The sequence below is a fragment of the Burkholderia sp. E168m23 genome, assembly GCF_016586125.1.
GTDB lineage: Bacteria > Pseudomonadota > Gammaproteobacteria > Burkholderiales > Burkholderiaceae > Burkholderia > Burkholderia orbicola.
Map to the genome: position 1 here is coordinate 1 of NZ_BCPP01000027.1, position 17874 is coordinate 17874.

13 protein-coding genes, 1 tRNA gene and 2 pseudogenes are annotated in these 17874 nt (G+C 65.3%); 12 read left to right on the plus strand and 4 right to left on the minus strand.

Features of this window, described 5'->3' with window-relative positions; all coding sequences use genetic code 11:
• Positions 1-328: pseudogene (locus JMF90_RS02720) on the plus strand (RNA methyltransferase); the annotation flags it as partial.
• 303 nt (positions 329-631) lie between these two features.
• Positions 632-1405, plus strand: coding sequence for a serine O-acetyltransferase (gene cysE / locus JMF90_RS02725; protein ID WP_200093641.1), 774 nt, complete (start codon positions 632-634; stop codon positions 1403-1405).
• Positions 1406-1457: 52 nt separating this feature from the next.
• Here the strand turns inward: cysE and JMF90_RS02730 are convergent, their stop codons facing one another.
• The 4 genes from JMF90_RS02730 to JMF90_RS02745 form a co-directional block, all read right to left on the minus strand.
• Positions 1458-2258, minus strand: coding sequence for a UDP-2,3-diacylglucosamine diphosphatase (locus tag JMF90_RS02730; protein WP_006478427.1), 801 nt, complete (start codon positions 2256-2258; stop codon positions 1458-1460).
• Positions 2259-2284: 26 nt separating this feature from the next.
• Complete coding sequence (locus JMF90_RS02735; protein ID WP_006478428.1) at positions 2285-2776, minus strand: peptidylprolyl isomerase; 492 nt, start codon at positions 2774-2776, stop codon at positions 2285-2287.
• 88 nt (positions 2777-2864) lie between these two features.
• Positions 2865-3440: a peptidylprolyl isomerase gene (locus JMF90_RS02740; RefSeq protein ID WP_006478429.1), complete on the minus strand. Its 576-nt coding sequence runs from the start codon at positions 3438-3440 to the stop codon at positions 2865-2867.
• Positions 3441-3479: 39 nt separating this feature from the next.
• On the minus strand, positions 3480-4202 hold the full coding sequence (locus JMF90_RS02745; RefSeq protein WP_023475929.1) for a tetratricopeptide repeat protein: 723 nt from the start codon (positions 4200-4202) through the stop codon (positions 3480-3482).
• Positions 4203-4436: 234 nt separating this feature from the next.
• Here JMF90_RS02745 and cysS point away from each other — a divergent pair, with 234 nt between their 5' ends.
• The 10 genes and pseudogenes from cysS to cyoB all read left to right on the plus strand — a co-directional run bounded on the left by cysS (position 4437) and on the right by cyoB (position 17826).
• Positions 4437-5834, plus strand: a complete 1398-nt coding sequence (gene cysS / locus JMF90_RS02750) for a cysteine--tRNA ligase (protein WP_200093640.1) — start codon at positions 4437-4439, stop codon at positions 5832-5834.
• Positions 5835-5877: 43 nt separating this feature from the next.
• Positions 5878-6705 carry a DNA-3-methyladenine glycosylase gene (locus JMF90_RS02755; protein WP_006478432.1) on the plus strand — a complete coding sequence of 276 codons (828 nt, stop codon included), beginning with the start codon at positions 5878-5880 and terminating at the stop codon, positions 6703-6705.
• A gap of 103 nt (positions 6706-6808) precedes the next feature.
• Positions 6809-7780 (plus strand): acetyl-CoA carboxylase carboxyltransferase subunit alpha, encoded by a 972-nt coding sequence (locus tag JMF90_RS02760; RefSeq protein ID WP_006478433.1) that lies wholly within the window; start codon positions 6809-6811, stop codon positions 7778-7780.
• A gap of 46 nt (positions 7781-7826) precedes the next feature.
• Positions 7827-9248, plus strand: coding sequence for a tRNA lysidine(34) synthetase TilS (gene tilS, locus JMF90_RS02765; RefSeq protein ID WP_200093638.1), 1422 nt, complete (start codon positions 7827-7829; stop codon positions 9246-9248).
• Positions 9249-9590: 342 nt separating this feature from the next.
• Positions 9591-10844 carry an aspartate kinase gene (locus tag JMF90_RS02770; RefSeq protein ID WP_011549493.1) on the plus strand — a complete coding sequence of 418 codons (1254 nt, stop codon included), beginning with the start codon at positions 9591-9593 and terminating at the stop codon, positions 10842-10844.
• 110 nt (positions 10845-10954) lie between these two features.
• Positions 10955-11048, plus strand: a tRNA-Ser gene (locus tag JMF90_RS02775).
• Positions 11049-11255: 207 nt separating this feature from the next.
• Entirely contained in the window at positions 11256-12644 is a 1389-nt protein-coding gene (locus tag JMF90_RS02780) for a hypothetical protein (RefSeq protein ID WP_054927949.1), read from the plus strand.
• A gap of 478 nt (positions 12645-13122) precedes the next feature.
• Entirely contained in the window at positions 13123-14652 is a 1530-nt protein-coding gene (locus JMF90_RS02785; RefSeq protein WP_011549495.1) for a NuoM family protein, read from the plus strand.
• Positions 14653-14927: 275 nt separating this feature from the next.
• Entirely contained in the window at positions 14928-15815 is an 888-nt protein-coding gene (gene cyoA, locus JMF90_RS02790; protein WP_200093637.1) for a ubiquinol oxidase subunit II, read from the plus strand.
• A 3-nt stretch (positions 15816-15818) separates the two neighbouring features.
• A pseudogene (gene cyoB, locus JMF90_RS02795) lies at positions 15819-17826 on the plus strand (cytochrome o ubiquinol oxidase subunit I).
• Positions 17827-17874: the final 48 nt, after the last annotated feature.

The following is a 17874-nucleotide window of genomic DNA, read 5'->3' on the forward strand; positions in this document are numbered from 1 at the left end:
CAGTTCGCTGAATCTCGCGCAGGCCGTGCAAGTGCTCGCATACGAGTTGCGCGTCGCGTTTCTCGAGCAGGCGAGCGAGCCGTCGGCGCAGCCGCAGGGCGAAGCCGGCACGCTCGCGCAAAGCGACGAGATCGAGCGGATGTACGTGCACCTCGAGAACGCGTTGATCGCGCTCGACTTCCTCGATCCGCGCAATCCGAAGAAGCTGATGCCGCGGCTGCGGCGCCTGTTCGCACGCACGGGCCTCGAGCGCGAGGAGGTCAACATCCTGCGCGGCATCGCGAAGCACATCCTGCTGAAGTCGGGCAAACCGGGCGGCGACGCGTAAGCGGCTGGCGCTCCGATTGCCGGGGGCGGGGGAGTTCGCTCGATGCGGCGTGCGTTGGGCCGGGCCATGTGTCGACCGACCGCACGCGTCGAACCTGCTGTTTCTCCCGACCGATCGGCCCCGGAAACCCCCGCGTAGCAAGCGTTCCGGCCGAATACCCGTGCCGACGGCGGGGTGAACGCGCGGCCGCGTGCGGCCGGGCACGACTGGCCCTACAATCGCCGGACGTCATAAGTAAATTACCCGGCGCGATAACGGCCGGCATTGCCGGCGATGCGCGCCGGCCTTTTCCCAGATCACATCATGTTCACGAGACTGCGCGAAGACATCGCAACGATTCGCGAGCGGGATCCCGCCGCTCGCAGTGCGTGGGAAGTGCTGACCTGTTATCCGGGGCTGCATGCGCTCGTGCTGCACCGTTTCGCGCACGCATGCTGGCGCGCGAAGCGCTACTGGCTCGCGCGGTTCGTGTCGCAGGCCGGCCGGTTCCTGACCGGCATCGAGATTCACCCCGGCGCGACGATCGGCCGGCGCGTGTTCATCGATCACGGCATGGGCGTCGTGATCGGCGAGACGGCGGTCATCGGCGACGACTGCACGATCTATCAGGGCGTGACGCTGGGCGGCACGTCGCTCACACGCGGCGCGAAGCGCCACCCGACGCTCGAGGCCGGCGTGATCGTCGGCGCCGGCGCGAAGGTGCTCGGCGGTTTCACTGTCGGTGCGGGCGCGAAGATCGGCTCGAACGCGGTAGTCGTCAAGCCCGTGCCGGCCGGCGGCACCGCGGTCGGCAACCCGGCACGCATCGTGATGCCGGCGCAGCCGAAGCCGCAGACCGAGCGCGCGGCATTCAGCGCGTACGGGATCACGCCGAACGCCGACGATCCGATGTCGCTCGCGATTCACGGGCTGATCGATCACGCGGCGAAGGAAAGCCGCCGCGTCGACGAGATCGTCGCGGCGCTCGAGCGGCTCGGCACGCATCTGGAAACGCTGCAGGGCGCCGACGCGGCACGCCTCGACCTGCGCAGGCTGTCAGCGGTGCTGGAAGGCAAGACGGTGGAACGCCAGACGTAACCCACGCGATGGGCGCTGATCGCTGCCGGTCAGTGCGACGGCAGCGCCGGCGTCAGTCGAGCGGCATCGCGTGGATGCCTTCCGCGTCGACGCGCAGGTAGCCGCCGCGCGGCGTGCCGTGATCGAGATCCCAGTCGGGCAGCACCCAGCGGATTCCGCCCGGTTCCGCGTGGCGCGCGGGGCGGTGCGTGTGGCCGTGAATGATCACGCTCGCGCGGCTTTTCCGGAACAGCGCGGCCACGCCATCCCGCGTGACGTCGTAGATGGCCGAAGCCGGGCGCATCCGGCCCGCTTCGCTGTTCGAGCGCATGCGCTGCGCGAGCGCGCGGCGCCAGCGGAACGGCCAGGCGAGAAACAGCCATTGCGCGACGCGATTGCGCGCGAAGCGCCGGAACACCTGGTAGCCGCGGTCGGCCGTGCATTGCGCGTCACCGTGCGCGAGCACGATGCGCTGGCCGAACGCCATGATCAGCGAAGGGTCGGGCAGCAGCATCGCGCCGGCCGCCTTCATGAAGCGCCGGCCGAGCAGGAAATCACGGTTGCCGTGCATCACGTAGAGCGCGATGCCGCGTTCCGAGAACGTGTGCATCAGCGCGGCCATGCGCGCGGCGAACGGATCGTCGTCGAGGATGTCGTCGCCGATCCAGTATTCGAACAGGTCGCCGAGGATGAACACCGAGTCGGCGCTGTCGGCGGTGTATTTCACGAAATGCTCGAACGCGGCGACCGTCTTCGGAATCGCCTCGCTCAGGTGCAGATCGGAGAGAAACAGGAACGGGCGTGCGGCTTGCGCGTACTCGCGCTCGCCCGGCACGCCCGCGGAGACGCTTCGCGGCGGACTCTCCTGCAACATCGAAGTGCCTCCGTAACGACTATGCGTCAGACCACCACGGCCTTTTCGATCACGACGTCGTCGGTCGGCACGTCCTGATGGAAGCCCGCGTTGCCCGTCTTGACGCCCTTGATCTTGTCGACCACGTCCTGGCCTTCGACGACCTTGCCGAACACTGCGTAGCCCCAGCCCTGCGGCGTCGGCGACGAGTGGTTCAGGAAGTCGTTGTCGTTCACGTTGATGAAGAACTGGGCGGTCGCCGAGTGCGGATCGTTCGTGCGTGCCATCGCGACCGTGTAGTTGTCGTTCTTCAGGCCGTTGTTCGCTTCGTTGTCGATCGGCGCGTCGGTCGGCTTCTGCTTCAGGCCCGGCTCGAAGCCGCCGCCCTGGATCATGAAGCCGTTGATCACGCGATGGAACACGGTGCCGTCGTAATGGCCCTTCTTCACGTAGTTCAGGAAGTTCTCGACCGTCTTCGGTGCCTTCGCGGCGTCGAGTTCGAGCTTGATCACGCCGTGGTTCGTATGCAGTTCAACCATGATGAATTCCTTCGGTGAGGCGGTTTAAATGGCACGCGGCCGGTCGTACGACGCGGCCGCGTGTGGCGCCGGACGTGCCGGCAGGTGCTTACTTCGAGACGATGCTCGCCGATTCGATCACGACCGGTTGCGCCGGTACGTCCTGCATCGGGCCGCGCGAGGTCGTCGCCACGCCTTCGATCTTCTTCACGACGTCGAGGCCGGACACGACCTTGCCGAACACCGCATAGCCGTTGCCGTCCGGGTTCGGATAGTCGAGGCCGCCGTTGTCGACCGTATTGATGAAGAACTGCGCGGTGGCCGAATTCGGATCGCTCGTGCGCGCCATCGCGATCGTGCCCGTCAGGTTCTTCAGACCATTGCGGCTTTCCAGCGGGATCGGCGCGCGGGTCGGCTTTTCCTCGAAGTTGGTCTTGTAGCCGCCGCCCTGGATCATGAAGCCCTTGATCACGCGATGGAAGATCGTGCCGTTGTACTGGCCGGCCTTCACGTAATCGAGGAAGTTGGCGACGGATTTCGGCGCCTTCTCCGGATAGAGCTCGACGCGGATGTCGCCCTGCGAGGTCTTCAGCTGCACGACGGGGTGCGCGGTGGCCGTTTGCGCGAACGCGGGCGCGGTCGCGAGAAGGGCGGCGCCGCCAAGCGCCAGCAACAGACGTTTCATTGCGATCCTCAGGTTGGGAGGGAAGGAAGGCCGCGCCGCTTATTGCGACGGCGCGACGTACGGTGCCGCCAGTGCGCCCGACGGACCGCTGAACTGGAACGTCGGCGACATCGGCAGCGTGGTGGTGCTCACGTTCGCGGCGGCGCGGTCGGTGTAGTCGCGCGTGGCCGGCGACGTCGCGCGGGCGTTCGGCGCGGCTTTCGACGGCGACACGATCTTCTGCAGATCGGCGAGGCGCTGCGCGGTCGCGCCGCTCGTGCGGCCGAGCGATTGCGCGCGCTTGTACGACTCGGCCGCGAGACGCAGGTAGAGATCGCCGAGGTTCTCGTACGCGAGCGAGTAGCCCGGGTTCGATTGCGTCGCGGTGACGAGCGCGGTGCGCGCCTCGTCATAGCGGCCGTGCTTCGCGTAGAGCGCCGCGAGGTTGTTGTACGGCTCGGGCAGTTCGGGGTACGCCTGCGTGATCGCGACGAACTGCTGGATCGCGTCGTCGTCGCGGTTCAGGCGGGCCAGCACGGTACCGCGCTTGAACTGCGCCTGCACGTCGTGCGGGTTCGACGCGATGCGCGCGTCGAGCTGCGCGAGCGCCTGCTGCCACTGCTTGCCGGCGATCGACGCGTCGATTTCGGGAGTGCCGTCGGCGACCGCCGGGGCCTTTTGCGCATGCGCCGCGGGAGCCGCGAAAAGCGTCAGCGCGACGCCCATGACGGTGGTCGCAACGAGGGTCGCAGCGCTCGGCGCGCGGCCGCGATGAGGTTTCATAGGCGTAAATCGGAATGTTATACTCCGAGCCATTCTAACAAAACGTCTGCGCGTTCCGGCGAGCGGCAGACAGTCTTTCTTAGCCTCTCGTGGCCGTCACCGCTGTGCTTGCAGCCTGACCGCCCCATGTGATATCGAGGACGCGCGGCCTGGCGCCGCAGCAGATGGTCCGTCCGTTTCACATGCTGGGCGAGCTTCGCCAGGGCGGTTTCCTTCGGCTCACGGTTCATCTCTATGGAATCACTGCGCATCTACAACACGCTCGCGCGTGACAAGCAAGTTTTCGTGCCGCGCCAGCCCGGCGAAGTGCGGATGTACGTATGCGGGATCACCGTCTACGACTATTGTCACGTGGGCCACGCGCGCATGCTGGTCGTGTTCGACCTCGTCCAGCGCTGGCTGCGTGCGATCGGCTATCGGGTCACGTACGTGCGCAACATCACCGACATCGACGACAAGATCATCCGTCGCGCGGTCGAGAACGGCGAGACGATCAAGTCGCTGACCGACCGCTTCATCGGTGCGATGCACGAGGATGAAACCGCGCTCGGCATCCAGCGGCCCGACGTCGAGCCGCGCGCGACGCAGTTCATCCCGCAGATGCTCGGCATGATCGAGACGCTCGAGACGAACGGCTACGCGTATCAGGCGGCCGACGGCGACGTCAATTACTCGGTGCGCAAGTTCGCAGACTACGGGAAGCTGTCGGGCAAGTCGCTCGACGCTCTCCGCGCGGGCGAGCGCGTCGCCGCGAACGATGCGAAGCAGGACCCGCTCGACTTCGTGCTGTGGAAGCGCGCGAAGGCGGACGAGCCGGAAGGCGCGTCGTGGGCGTCGAAGTATGGGATGGGCCGCCCGGGCTGGCACATCGAGTGCTCGGCGATGGGCTGCTCGCTGCTCGGCAATCATTTCGACATCCACGGCGGCGGGCAGGACCTGCAATTCCCGCACCACGAGAACGAGATCGCGCAGAGCGAAGGCGCGACCGGCGAGACGTTCGTCAACTACTGGATGCACAACGGCTTCGTGCAGGTCGACAACGAGAAGATGTCGAAATCGCTCGGCAACTTCTTCACGATCCGCGAGGTGCTCGAGCGTTACGACGCGGAAGTCGTGCGCTTCTTCATCGTGCGCACGCACTACCGTTCGCCGCTCAATTACAGCGACGTGCATCTCGACGATGCGCGCGCGTCGCTCACGCGCCTGTACATCGCGCTGAAGGACGTCGAGCCCGACACGCTCGTGCTCGACTGGAACGAGCCGCACGCGCAACGTTTCGCGGCGGCGATGAACGACGATTTCAACACGCCGGTCGCGGTGGCGACGCTGTTCGAGCTGGCGGGTGAGGTCAACCGCACGCGCGATGCCTCGCTCGCACGGCAACTGAAACAGCTGGCGGGCCTGCTCGGCCTGCTGGGCCGCGAACCGCGCGCGTTCCTGCAGCAGGCGTCCGGCGCCGCGCAGGCGGGCGGGCTCGCGGCCGACGAGATCGAAGCGCAGATCGCCGCGCGCGTCGCGGCGAAGCAAGCGAAGGACTATGCCGAAGCGGACCGGATCCGGGCGGAATTGCTCGAAGCCGGCATCGCACTTGAAGACAAACCGGGCGGATCGACCGAATGGCGTCGCGTATGAGCGCAGCGCGTTCCACTGACCGATCCGTCAGGTAGGAGGCAAGATGGCAACGGCCAGAAAAGCGCCGGTCAGGCGTGCGACCCCGGTCGCCGCGCGTCCGGCAGCCAAGCGCGTACCGGCGGCGAAGGCGGACGCGACGCGCGCCGTGCCGAACGGCGCGCTGAACGGTCATGCGCAGCCGGCGGCCGCGCAGCCGGCCGCCGACGCGGCCCGCAAGATACGTGCGTCCGAAGCGGACGGCGAGGAGGGCGTCGTGCGTCCCGCCTATTGGGACAAGGCGTGCGCTGACCTCGTCAAGCGCGACCGGATTCTGAAGAAGCTGATTCCGAAGTTCGGCCCCGCGCATCTGGTGAAGCGCGGCGACCCGTTCGTCACGCTCGCGCGCTCGGTCGTCGGCCAGCAGATTTCGGTGCCGTCCGCCCAGTCGCTGTGGGCGCGCATCGAGGATGCCTGCCCGAAACTCGCGCCGCAACCGGTGATCCGGCTCGGCGCGGACAAGCTGATCGCGTGCGGGTTGTCGAAACGCAAGACGGAATACATCCTCGATCTCGCGCAGCATTTCGTGTCGGGGGCGCTGCACGTCGACAAATGGACGTCGATGGACGACGAGGACGTGATCGCGGAACTCACGCAGATCCGCGGCATCAGCCGCTGGACGGCCGAGATGTTCCTGATTTTCAACCTGTCGCGGCCGGACGTGCTGCCGCTCGACGACCCGGGCCTGATCCGTGCGATCAGCGTCAATTACTTCAGCGGCGAACCCGTCACGCGCAGCGAGGCGCGCGAGGTCGCGGCCAACTGGGAGCCGTGGCGCACCGTCGCGACCTGGTACATGTGGCGCAGCCTCGATGCGCCCGACGCCGACGCCTGAGCGTCGGCTATCGGGTTTTAAACATCAATAGTTGAGAGCCGGTTTTGAGCGTCGCCCGCGCGGGTAGAATACGCGCTGCCGCAAGACCCAAGGATTCGAACACATGAAGACCACGTTTCTGGATTTCGAACAGCCGATCGCCGAACTCGAGGCCAAGATCGAAGAGCTGCGATTCGTGCAGGACGACTCGGCTGTCGATATTTCGGAAGAAATCGAGCGGCTGTCGAAGAAAAGCCAGCAACTGACGAAAGACCTCTACGCGAACCTGTCGCCGTGGCAGGTTTCGCAGATCGCGCGGCACCCGCAGCGGCCGTACACGCTCGACTACGTCGCGGAACTGTTTACCGATTTTCACGAGCTGCATGGCGACCGCGCGTTCGCGGACGACCTGTCGATCGTCGGCGGTCTCGCGCGCTTCGGCGGCCATCCGTGCATGGTGATCGGTCACCAGAAGGGCCGCGACACGAAGGAGCGCGCCGCGCGCAACTTCGGGATGCCGCGTCCGGAAGGCTATCGCAAGGCCGAACGCCTGATGCGTCTCGCCGAGAAGTTCGGGCTGCCGATCTTCACGTTCGTCGACACGCCGGGCGCGTACCCGGGCATCGGCGCGGAAGAGCGCGGCCAGTCGGAGGCGATCGGTCGCAACCTGTACGTGATGGCCGAGCTGAAGACGCCGATCATCACGACGGTGATCGGCGAGGGCGGTTCGGGCGGTGCGCTGGCGATCGCCGTGGCCGACACCGTGATGATGCTGCAGTTCTCGACCTACTCGGTGATCTCGCCGGAAGGCTGCGCGTCGATCCTGTGGAAGAGCGCAGCGAAGGCGCCGGAAGCCGCGGAAGCGCTGGGCCTGACCGCGCATCGCCTGAAGGCGCTCGGCCTGATCGACAAGATCATCAACGAGCCGCTCGGCGGCGCGCATCGCGATCCGAAGGGCATGGCCGCGTTGCTGCGTCGCGCGCTGGCCGATTCGCTGCGCCAGTTCCAGGGCATGAGCATCGATGCGCTGCGCGAGCGCCGCTTCGAGCGCCTGATGGCCTACGGCAAGTTCAAGGAAACCACGCCCGGCGCATGACCGGCCGTGTATTCACGGCGCGTGCGGCTGCACGCGCGTCTCGCTCGTGATCCCACCCACCGAATTCTCCGCCGATCGCGTCGTCCTCGACGCGGTCGGCGTTGCGCTTTCTGGTCTGCCGCCGCAGGCGCGCATCGCGATCGCCTACAGCGGCGGCCTCGATTCGACCGTGCTGCTCGATGCGGCCGTGCGCGTCGCGGGCGCGTCGCGCTGCGTCGCGCTGCACGTGCATCACGGCCTGAGCGCGAACGCCGACGCATGGGTCGCGCATGCCGAAGGGCAAGCGGCGCGGCTCGGTGTCGCATTCGAATCGATGCGCGTCGACGTGCCGCGCGACAGCGGGCTCGGCATCGAGGCGACCGCGCGCGAGCGTCGCTACACGGCGCTCGACGAGATGGGCGAACGCCATGGCGTGGCGGCGCTGTGGCTCGCGCAACATGCGGACGACCAGGCGGAAACGGTGCTGCTGCAACTGTTGCGCGGCGCGGGAATCGCGGGGCTCGCCGCGATGGCGCCGCGTTATCGCCCCGACGGCGTGAGCATCGAGCGTGTACGTCCATTGCTGCGACTGTTGCGCGCACAACTCGAGCGCTATGCGGAGCAGCACGCGCTCGCGTGGATCGACGACGAATCGAACGGCGATACGCGCTATGCGCGCAATGCGCTGCGCGTCGACGTGCTGCCGGCGCTGGCCGTGCATTTCCCGGGCTTTCGCGACGCGCTCGGCCGCGCGGCCCAGCATGCGGCCGCCGCTCAGCGGCTGCTCGACGATCTGGCCGAGCTCGATTTCGCCGTCGCCGCGCGCGATGACGGTCGGGCGCTGTCGCGCGACGCACTGGTCGGATTCGACGACACGCGCGGCGCGAACCTGCTGCGCTTCTGGATGCGCCGGCTCGGTTTGCCGGGCGCGTCGGCTGCCCGTCTGGCCAACATGATGCGGCAACTGCGCGCGGCGCACGACGCGCATGCGCTGCGTGTCGATCACGCGGGGCAGTGCCTGCGGCTCTATCGCGATGTCGTGTACTGGGAGGCGGGCGACAGCAGCGAGCCGGCCGACGACGGCACGGGGACGCCGCAGCCGGAGGCGGCACTCGCGTGGGACGGGCAGGAAGTGTGGCATCTGCCGGGATGGCGCGGCACGTTCGTGTTCGCGCCCGCCGACGCGGGCAGCGCCGACGCGGTGCCCGAGGCGCTGCTGCGCGGTACCCGGCTGGCGGCGCGCGCCCGTGCCGGCGGCGAACGGATGCGCACGTCGCCGGGCGGGCCGGGCCGGACGCTGAAGAACCTGTTCCAGGAGCGCGGGGTGCCGGCCTGGCAACGCGACGTGCCGCTGTTGTTCGCGGGTGACCGGCTGATCTACGTGCCGCGACTGGGCGTCAATCGCGACATCGGCGAGCCGGCCGACGCGGCGCCCGGTGACGCGGCATGGCGCCGGATCGAATGGCGCCCCGATTTGCTGATCGCCTAGCAGCGGCAGGCGGTCGAACGCGCGATGGCGGGCCCATTTTCACCATTTGGTAAACAGCGCCGGAACGGCCGCCGACACGGCGCGCGGCTTGTCAAGCGGGCTTCTATCGGGTACGCTCGGTCGTTTGCTCGGCTCGATTTTTGAGCGTTTTGTGCAGGTTTTCCGCGTGACGTACCCGGTTTGCGCGGCCTGATCGGCCTTCCGGGCAAAATCCGCCACGCTTGCGTGTTGCGTCCCAGCCGTCCCCCTCGTCGTCCGTCCACAGCCACAAGCCGCGTGACCGAACGGCTACGCGGCCTGCCCAGCGCGCCCGTGCGGTTTCTCCTCCAGTTCAGAACGACAATGGCACTCATCGTACACAAATACGGCGGCACTTCGATGGGCTCGGTCGAGCGCATCAAGAACGTCGCGAAACGCGTCGCAAAATGGCATCAGGCCGGGCACCAGATGGTGGTCGTGCCTTCGGCGATGTCCGGCGAAACCAACCGTCTGCTCGGTCTTGCGAAAGAGATTTCGAGCCAGCCGAGCCCGCGTGAGCTCGACATGATCGCGTCGACCGGCGAGCAGGTCAGCGTCGGCCTGCTGTCGATCGCGCTGCAGGAAATCGGCGTCGAGGCCGTGAGCTATGCCGGCTGGCAAGTGCCGATCAAGACGGACAGCGCGTTTACGAAAGCACGTATTCACTCGATCGACGACGAGCGTGTGAAGGACGATCTGAACGCAGGCAAGGTCGTGATCATCACGGGCTTCCAGGGCGTCGATCCGGACGGCCACATCACGACGCTGGGCCGGGGCGGCTCGGACACGTCGGCGGTGGCGGTGGCGGCTGCGCTGGGTGCCGAAGAGTGCCTGATCTATACCGACGTCGATGGCGTCTACACGACCGATCCGCGAGTCGTCGAAGAGGCGCGCCGCCTCGACCGCGTGACGTTCGAGGAGATGCTGGAAATGGCCAGCCTCGGCTCGAAGGTCCTGCAGATCCGCTCGGTCGAATTCGCCGGCAAATACCAGGTGAAGACGCGTGTGCTGTCGAGCCTGACCGATCCGCTGATTGCGCTCGACGAAGAAATGCGCTCGGGCACCCTGATTACTTTTGAAGAAGACGAGACCATGGAAAAGGCAGTCATTTCCGGCATCGCGTTCCAGCGCGACGAAGCACGCATTGCTGTGATGGGCGTGCCCGACAAGCCGGGCATCGCATATCAGATCCTCGGCCCGGTGGCCGATGCGAACGTCGACGTCGACATGATCATCCAGAACCAGAGCGTCGAAGGCAAGACCGACTTCACGTTCACGGTCGGCCGCGGCGACTACCAGAAGGCGATGGACATCCTCACCAACCAGGTGCAGGGCCATGTGAGCGCCGAGCGCGTGCAGGGCGACCCGAAGGTGTCGAAGGTGTCGGTCGTCGGCGTCGGCATGCGTTCGCACGTGGGCGTCGCGAGCAAGATGTTCCGCACGCTGTCGGAAGAGGGCATCAACATCCAGATGATCTCGACGTCCGAAATCAAGATTTCGGTGCTGATCGACGAGAAATACATGGAGCTGGCCGTCCGCGCGCTGCACAAGGTATTCGAACTCGACCAGGCGTCGTGAATTTTCCGTGATGCATTGAAGAAAATGCATCACGGAAATTGACGTACGGTTCGAAACCCTATATTATCTCGTTCTCGTCGCACTGCCTCCCTGGTGCGAGCGAAAGTTTGGGAGACGTGGCCGAGAGGTCGAAGGCACTCCCCTGCTAAGGGAGCATCTGGGCCAAAACCTGGATCGAGGGTTCGAATCCCTCCGTCTCCGCCAAAAGCGGTGACAAAGCCCCGCAAGTTCTCGGACTTGCGGGGCTTTTTCTTTTTCCGGCCCACCGTGTGGTGTCGTGCGCCAAGCATCGATGCCGTCGAGTTTCGTCCTCGGGCGCGCATCGTCGATACGTCATGCGGGCAATGGGTGCTCGACGGGAGTGGCGGTCATGCGCTACATATCGCGTATCGTTCCGCGCGACTCGAGGTGATGCTCGTGGCAACCCCGCATTCCGTTCTGACCGTCCTGTCTCATCGACCTGTCGACGGATTGATCGACAACCACGCACGTTACGCGCATCTGCACGGCTACCGGCATGCAATGGCCGACGGCATGCACGTGTATGGCGAGCGCCAGCAGGTGCTGTACAAGTACCACGCGATCATCGCGCAACTCGTTGCGATGGAGCACGGTGCGTTGCTGCTCGTGCTCGACCCGTTCTCCGTCGTGTTCGATCCGCATGCGCTGACGGATGTCGCGCACGGTTACGACGCGATCGTCACGACGCAGACGTCGAAATCGGCGTTGCCCGCCGCGAGCGGCATGATCTTCCGCAACGTGCCCGACGTACGCGAGCAGTTGCGCCGGCTGGCGCTCGAACTGGGCAAGTGGGCGATGCATCTTCCGGAGCGGCAGCACGCGTGCGAGGCGACGCTGCTGGCAGCGCACTTTCCACCGCTACCGTTCGACGTACCGCTTGCGAACGGCCATTTCGCGTCGGCCCAGACGGTCTGGAGCGACGGCGTCTCGATCGATTCGATCGCCGGCGCGCGACCGCTCGTGGCGCACCAGGCACCCGAGTGGCGAGACGTGAACGGCTTCTGGGCGCCGGTGCCCGATTACGACTTCCGTTACGTGACGGCGCTCGTCGACGATGCCGAACGGTACCAGCGCGGCGACTGTCCGCGCGCGATGGACGACTGGTGCGCCGCGCAGCAGCGACCGCGCGAAGCAGAGCGGCATGTGAATCCGCATGCGCCGATCGCGTTCGTGAGCCTGCATACGTCGCATATCGCGGGCTATGGCGACCTGCACGAGGAGAATTTCGTCCGCTACTGCACGCGACACGGCTATGCGTACCACACGTATCGCGCCGCGCCCGCTTTCCTGCCGGACGGCATCGACGCGAACTGGGCGAAGCTGCATCTGATTCGCGAACATCTGCCGCATCACGCGTTCGTGTTCTGGGTCGATGCGGACATCCTCGCGATCGACCAGCGCCAGCGCATCGATGGCACGATCGAGGGGCGCGACTTCGTGATCGGGACCGATCACACGGCGTGGGCGATCAACTCGTGCATGATTGGCGTGCGCAACGTGGCGCCGATGCGTGAGCTGGTCGAACGCATCTGCGCGCGCATCGAGCGGTTCGACGATCGCTCGTCGGTCTATGCGAGTGGTGGCGACCAGCAGGCGATCTATGTGGAGTTGCTTGAGTCCGGCATGATCGACGCGCGCCATATCGTCGATGCGACGACGCTCGCGTCGTCCCCGGTCTATGCGACGCGCGACAGCCGCTTCGTCCATTTCCCCGCCCAGCACGACCACTATCGTGCGGTGACGATGCGCGTATGGGATCGCTTGAGTCACCTGCGCTAATGGCCGCTCGCGTGAGAGGTGGTGCGCGAGGGTAACTCGATCTGCGGTATGCGCCGCATGAGATCGAATGAAATAAAAATGAAAGTATTTCTGTAAGATAGGAGAGGCCACGCGACCGCGGTACTGGGGAACGCTGAGCATGTCGTTCCGGCCCTCCGAAATGACCGGTTGACATCAAAAATGCGGCGCTGCGTCGATTTCTGTCGCACGCGGCATCGAGCAATACGAAAAATTACTCATAAAAATCAGTAGGCTACGCGGGCACGCAAAATTGATGTTCTGCTGCGCTGCAGAAAATATTCAATCGTTTTATGCTGGTTAACCCGATCGCATTTGAGCGGCATCAACTTTTCCGGTGATGCCGCTTTACATTTTGCCAACATTGGCGATTCACGAAATCTACCTGTCGATTTGATTTCGTTCCTTTCGTTGCGCCTGTCCCCGATGCAGGGCGCGACCTCCTCAAGGCGTTGTTGACATGCATGATTTCCCCTTCCTGAGCCTGGCCATCTGGGTTCCGATACTGTTCGGCGCGGGGCTGCTGCGCGCCGGTTCCGACCAGCATTCACGCCGGATACGACTGATCGCGCTGGTCGGCGCGATCGCCGGGCTGGCGGCCGTCGTGCCGCTGATCGCTGGTTTCGACGCGCATTCGGCGGCGATGCAGTTCGTCGAAAGACGCGACTGGCTGGCGGCATTCAATGCCGGCTGGCGGGTCGGCATCGACGGCGCGTCGCTGTGGCTCGTCGTGCTGACCGCATTCACGACGCTCGTGGTGGTGGTGGCGTCGTGGGAGTCGGTCACGGTGCGCGTCGCGCAGTACTACGCGTCGTTCCTGATCCTGTCGGGGCTGATGGTCGGCGTATTCGTCGCGCAGGACGGGCTGCTGTTCTTCATCTTCTTCGAGGCGACGCTGATCCCGCTGTACCTGCTGATCGGTACGTGGGGGCGCGAGCGACGCGTGTATGCGGCCGTGAAGTTCTTCTTCATCTCGTTCGCCGGCTCGCTGTTGTTGCTGATGGCGATGCTGTACCTGTACGCGCAGTCGCATACGTTCGACATGGCCGTTTGGCGCACGCTGCAGCTCGGCTTCGCGCCGCAGTTGCTGGTGTTCCTCGGCTTCTTCGCGGCGTTCGCGGTCAAGGTGCCGATGTGGCCGGTCCACACGTGGCTGAGCGACGTGTACACGGACGGCCCGACGGGTGCCGCGCTGATGCTCGCGATGCTCAAGCTCGGCGGTTACGGGTTCCTGCGCTTCGCGCTGCCGATCACGCCGGACGCGAGCCACTTCTTCGCGCCGGCCGTGATCGCGCTGTCGCTGTTCGCGATCGTCTACGCGAGCCTGATCGCGCTCGCGCAGACCGATCTCGGCAAGCTGCTCGCGTATTCGACGGTCGCGCACATGGGAATCGTCACGCTCGGGCTGTTCCTGTTCAACCGGATCGGCGTCGAAGGCGCGATCGTGCAACTCGTGTCGTACGGCTTCGTGGCGGGCGCGATGCTGTTGTGCGTGAACGTGCTCGTGGATCGCACCAGGCAGCGCGAGATCGCCGCGTACGGCGGCGTGGCGGGTGTGATGCCGCGTTTCGCGACCTTCACGCTGCTGTTCGCGATGGCCAACGTCGGTCTGCCGGGCACGTCGGGGTTCGTCGGCGAGTTCATGGTGATCATGGGCGCGATCCGCTTCAACTTCTGGATCGGTGCGATCGCGGCGCTCACGCTGATCCTCAGCGCGTCGTACACGCTGTGGATGCTCAAGCGCGTCGTGTTCGGCAAGGTCGCGAGCCAGCGGATCGCGAAGCTCGCCGACCTGAATCGTCGCGAGATCGTGATGTTCGCGTCGCTCGCGCTGATCGTGCTCGCGGTCGGCATCGATCCGAAGCCGTTCACCGATGCGATCGATCCGACCGTCGGCAAGCTGATCCAGGAAGCGAGCCATTCGAAGGTGCCGGCAGGGGATGGCCCCGCGCCGGCGCTGCCGTCGTACATGGCGTCGACGCACGACTGATCCCGGCACACCGCGCCGCGCAGGCGAGCCGCATTCGCGCGGCAGGTATCGTTGCGCACGCATCGATCGAGGCTCGGCACGGGGCGTGCCGGGCCCGCTTCCGGCTGCGTGAAATTGCCCCGCGACAATGTGACTCACGGCAGATTTTGCAATGATGATTTGCCGCCTGCACCGGTTTTTCATCGCACTCGCGCGACGTATGATTCGGCCAATTTCGTGAATCGAATGCGCATCGGGCATACGCAAACGGATTCAATGACCCGCGGGGCTGTGTGATGAAAAGAAGAGCTTCAAGAGGCTGGTCGGCGCTGATGGCCATGGGCACGGCGCTGAGCCTGTCAGGTTGTAATTTAGATGTACTAAATCCGAAAGGAAGCGTGGGTGCGGCTGAAAAGGCGCTGATCGCGACGTCCACCTGGGCGATGCTGATCGTCGTCGTGCCGGTGATCCTGCTCACGCTATGGTTCGCGTGGCGTTACCGCGCGTCGAACCGCAACGCCGCCTACGCGCCGCACTGGTCGCACTCGACCGCGATCGAGGTCGTGATCTGGACGGTGCCGACGCTGATCATCCTGTTCCTCGGCGTGCTCACGTGGAAGACCACGCACGAGCTCGATCCGTACAAGCCGCTCGAATCGGCGGTGAAGCCGATCGACGTGGAAGTGGTCGCGCTCGACTGGAAGTGGCTGTTCATCTATCCGGAACTCGGTATCGCGTCGGTGAACCAGCTCGCGATTCCGGTCGGCACGCCGGTGAACTTCCGCATCACGTCGGATTCGGTGATGAACTCGTTCTTCATCCCGCAGCTCGGCGGCCAGGTCTACGCGATGGCCGGCATGCAGACGCGCCTGCACCTGATCGCCGACGAGCCCGGCAACTACGCGGGCACGTCCGCCAACTTCAGCGGCCGCGGTTTCTCCGACATGAAGTTCCGCACGCTCGCCGAGCCGCGCGAGCAGTTCGATGCGTGGGTGCAGAAGGTGAAGGCGTCGCCGGACCGGCTCGACGCGACTATGTACGGCGGCGTCGCGCAGCCGAGCGAGAAGGCGCCGGTGCGCTATTTCTCGTCGGTCGATCCGCGGCTCTTCCACAACATCATCGCGAAATACAACGATGGCCACGTCCTCGACCTGAAGGACGCCGCCTGCGGCACGAAGGGGTAACGCATGTTCGGCAAACTCACACTCTCGGCGATCCCGTTCGATCAGCCCATCATCATGGGGGCCGGCGCCTTCATGGGTCTGGTCGTGCTGGGCATTCTCGCCGCGCTGACGATCACCGGCCGCTGGAAATGGCTGTGGACGGAATGGCTGACCACGGTCGACCACAAGAGACTCGGCGTGATGTACATCATCGTCGACGCTGATCATGCTGCTGCGCGGCTTCGCCGACGCGATCATGATGCGCATGCAACTCGCGCTCGCGTACAACGCGCCCGGCTACCTGCCGCCGCACCACTATGACCAGATCTTCACGGCGCACGGCGTGATCATGATCTTCTTCATGGCGATGGTGTTCATGGTCGGCCTGATGAACCTGGTCGTGCCGCTGCAGATCGGCGCGCGCGACGTCGCGTTCCCGTTCATCAACTCGCTGTCGTTCTGGATGACGGCGGTCAGCGCGATCCTGATCAACCTGTCGCTCGTGATCGGCGAATTCGCGCAGACGGGCTGGCTCGCGTACCCGCCGCTGTCGGAGCTGCAGTTCAGTCCGGGGGTAGGGGTCGACTACTACCTGTGGGCGCTGCAGATCTCGGGCGTCGGCACGCTGCTGACCGGCGTGAACTTCTTCGTGACGATCATCAAGATGCGCGCGCCGGGCATGACGCTGATGAAGATGCCCGTGTTCACGTGGACGGCCCTGTGCACGAACGTGCTGATCATGGCGTCGTTCCCGATCCTGACCGCGACGCTCGCGCTGCTCGGCCTCGACCGTTACCTCGGCATGCACTTCTTCACGAACGATGCCGGCGGCAATGCGATGCTGTACCTGAACCTGATCTGGGCGTGGGGCCATCCGGAGGTGTACATCCTGATCCTGCCGGCGTTCGGGATCTTCTCGGAAGTCATCGCGACGTTCGCGAAGAAGCCGCTGTTCGGCTACAAGACGATGGTGTACGCGACCTGCGCGATCATGGTGCTGTCGTTCCTCGTGTGGCTGCATCACTTCTTCACGATGGGCTCGGGCGCGAACGTGAATGCGTTCTTCGGGATCATGACGATGATCATCGCGATTCCGACCGGCGTGAAGGTGTTCAACTGGCTGTTCACGATGTACCGCGGCCGGATCGAATTCACGACGCCCGTGCTGTGGACGATCGGCTTCATGGTCACGTTCACGCTCGGCGGCATGACCGGCGTGATGATGGCGATTCCGGGCGCGGACTTCGTGCTGCACAACAGCCTGTTCCTGATCGCGCACTTCCACAACGTGATCATCGGCGGTGTGCTGTTCGGCTATCTGGCGGGCTTCAACTACTGGTTCCCGAAGGCGTTCGGCTTCAAGCTGAACGAGAAGCTCGGCAAGGCCGCGTTCTGGTTCTGGCAGGTCGGCTTCTACGTCGCGTTCGTGCCGCTCTACGTGCTCGGCTTCATGGGCATGACGCGCCGCCTGAACCACTACGACAACCCGGCCTGGCATCCGTGGCTGCTGGTCGCCGCGTTCGGCGCCGTGCTGATCGCGATCGGCATCGCGTGCCAGCTGCTGCAGCTGGTGGTCAGCATCCGCAACCGCCATCTGCCCGAGTACCGCGACACGACGGGCGACCCGTGGGGTGGCCGCACGCTGGAGTGGGCGACCTCGTCGCCGCCGGCCGACTACAACTTCGCGGTGATCCCGCAAGTGCGCACGCTGGATGCGTATGCGGACATGAAGGCACGCGGTGAAGGCCGGCCGAACCCGGCGACGTTCCGCGACATCCACATGCCGTCGAATACTTGCGCGGGCCTCGTGATCGCGGTCTTCAGTCTGGTGCTCGGCTTCGCGCTGGTGTGGCACATCTGGTGGATGGCGATCGGCGGGCTCGTCGGGATCATCGCGACGCTCGTGATCTACAGCTCGCGCGATAACGACGGCTATTACATCCCTGCGTCGACGGTGCGCAAGACCGAAGACAAGCAGCCGACGCGGCGCACGGCCGCGCGCGTCGACGACGTGGAACTGGAGGCCAACTGATGTTGCAGAAAACCTTGAGCGCAACCCTGCTCGAACACGACGACCATC

Bases quoted from the DNA above. Each gene is read 5' to 3' on its own strand.
- JMF90_RS02730 (WP_006478427.1), bottom strand. From the start codon at position 2,258: ATGTTGCAGGAGAGTCCGCCGCGAAGCGTCTCCGCGGGCGTGCCGGGC.
- JMF90_RS02785 (WP_011549495.1), top strand. From the start codon at position 13,123: ATGCATGATTTCCCCTTCCTGAGCCTGGCCATCTGGGTTCCGATACTG.
- JMF90_RS02740 (WP_006478429.1), bottom strand. From the start codon at position 3,440: ATGAAACGTCTGTTGCTGGCGCTTGGCGGCGCCGCCCTTCTCGCGACC.
- cysS (WP_200093640.1), top strand. From the start codon at position 4,437: ATGGAATCACTGCGCATCTACAACACGCTCGCGCGTGACAAGCAAGTT.
- JMF90_RS02770 (WP_011549493.1), top strand. From the start codon at position 9,591: ATGGCACTCATCGTACACAAATACGGCGGCACTTCGATGGGCTCGGTC.
- JMF90_RS02745 (WP_023475929.1), bottom strand. From the start codon at position 4,202: ATGAAACCTCATCGCGGCCGCGCGCCGAGCGCTGCGACCCTCGTTGCG.
- JMF90_RS02755 (WP_006478432.1), top strand. From the start codon at position 5,878: ATGGCAACGGCCAGAAAAGCGCCGGTCAGGCGTGCGACCCCGGTCGCC.
- JMF90_RS02735 (WP_006478428.1), bottom strand. From the start codon at position 2,776: ATGGTTGAACTGCATACGAACCACGGCGTGATCAAGCTCGAACTCGAC.
- JMF90_RS02780 (WP_054927949.1), top strand. From the start codon at position 11,256: ATGCTCGTGGCAACCCCGCATTCCGTTCTGACCGTCCTGTCTCATCGA.
- cyoA (WP_200093637.1), top strand. From the start codon at position 14,928: ATGAAAAGAAGAGCTTCAAGAGGCTGGTCGGCGCTGATGGCCATGGGC.
- JMF90_RS02760 (WP_006478433.1), top strand. From the start codon at position 6,809: ATGAAGACCACGTTTCTGGATTTCGAACAGCCGATCGCCGAACTCGAG.
- cysE (WP_200093641.1), top strand. From the start codon at position 632: ATGTTCACGAGACTGCGCGAAGACATCGCAACGATTCGCGAGCGGGAT.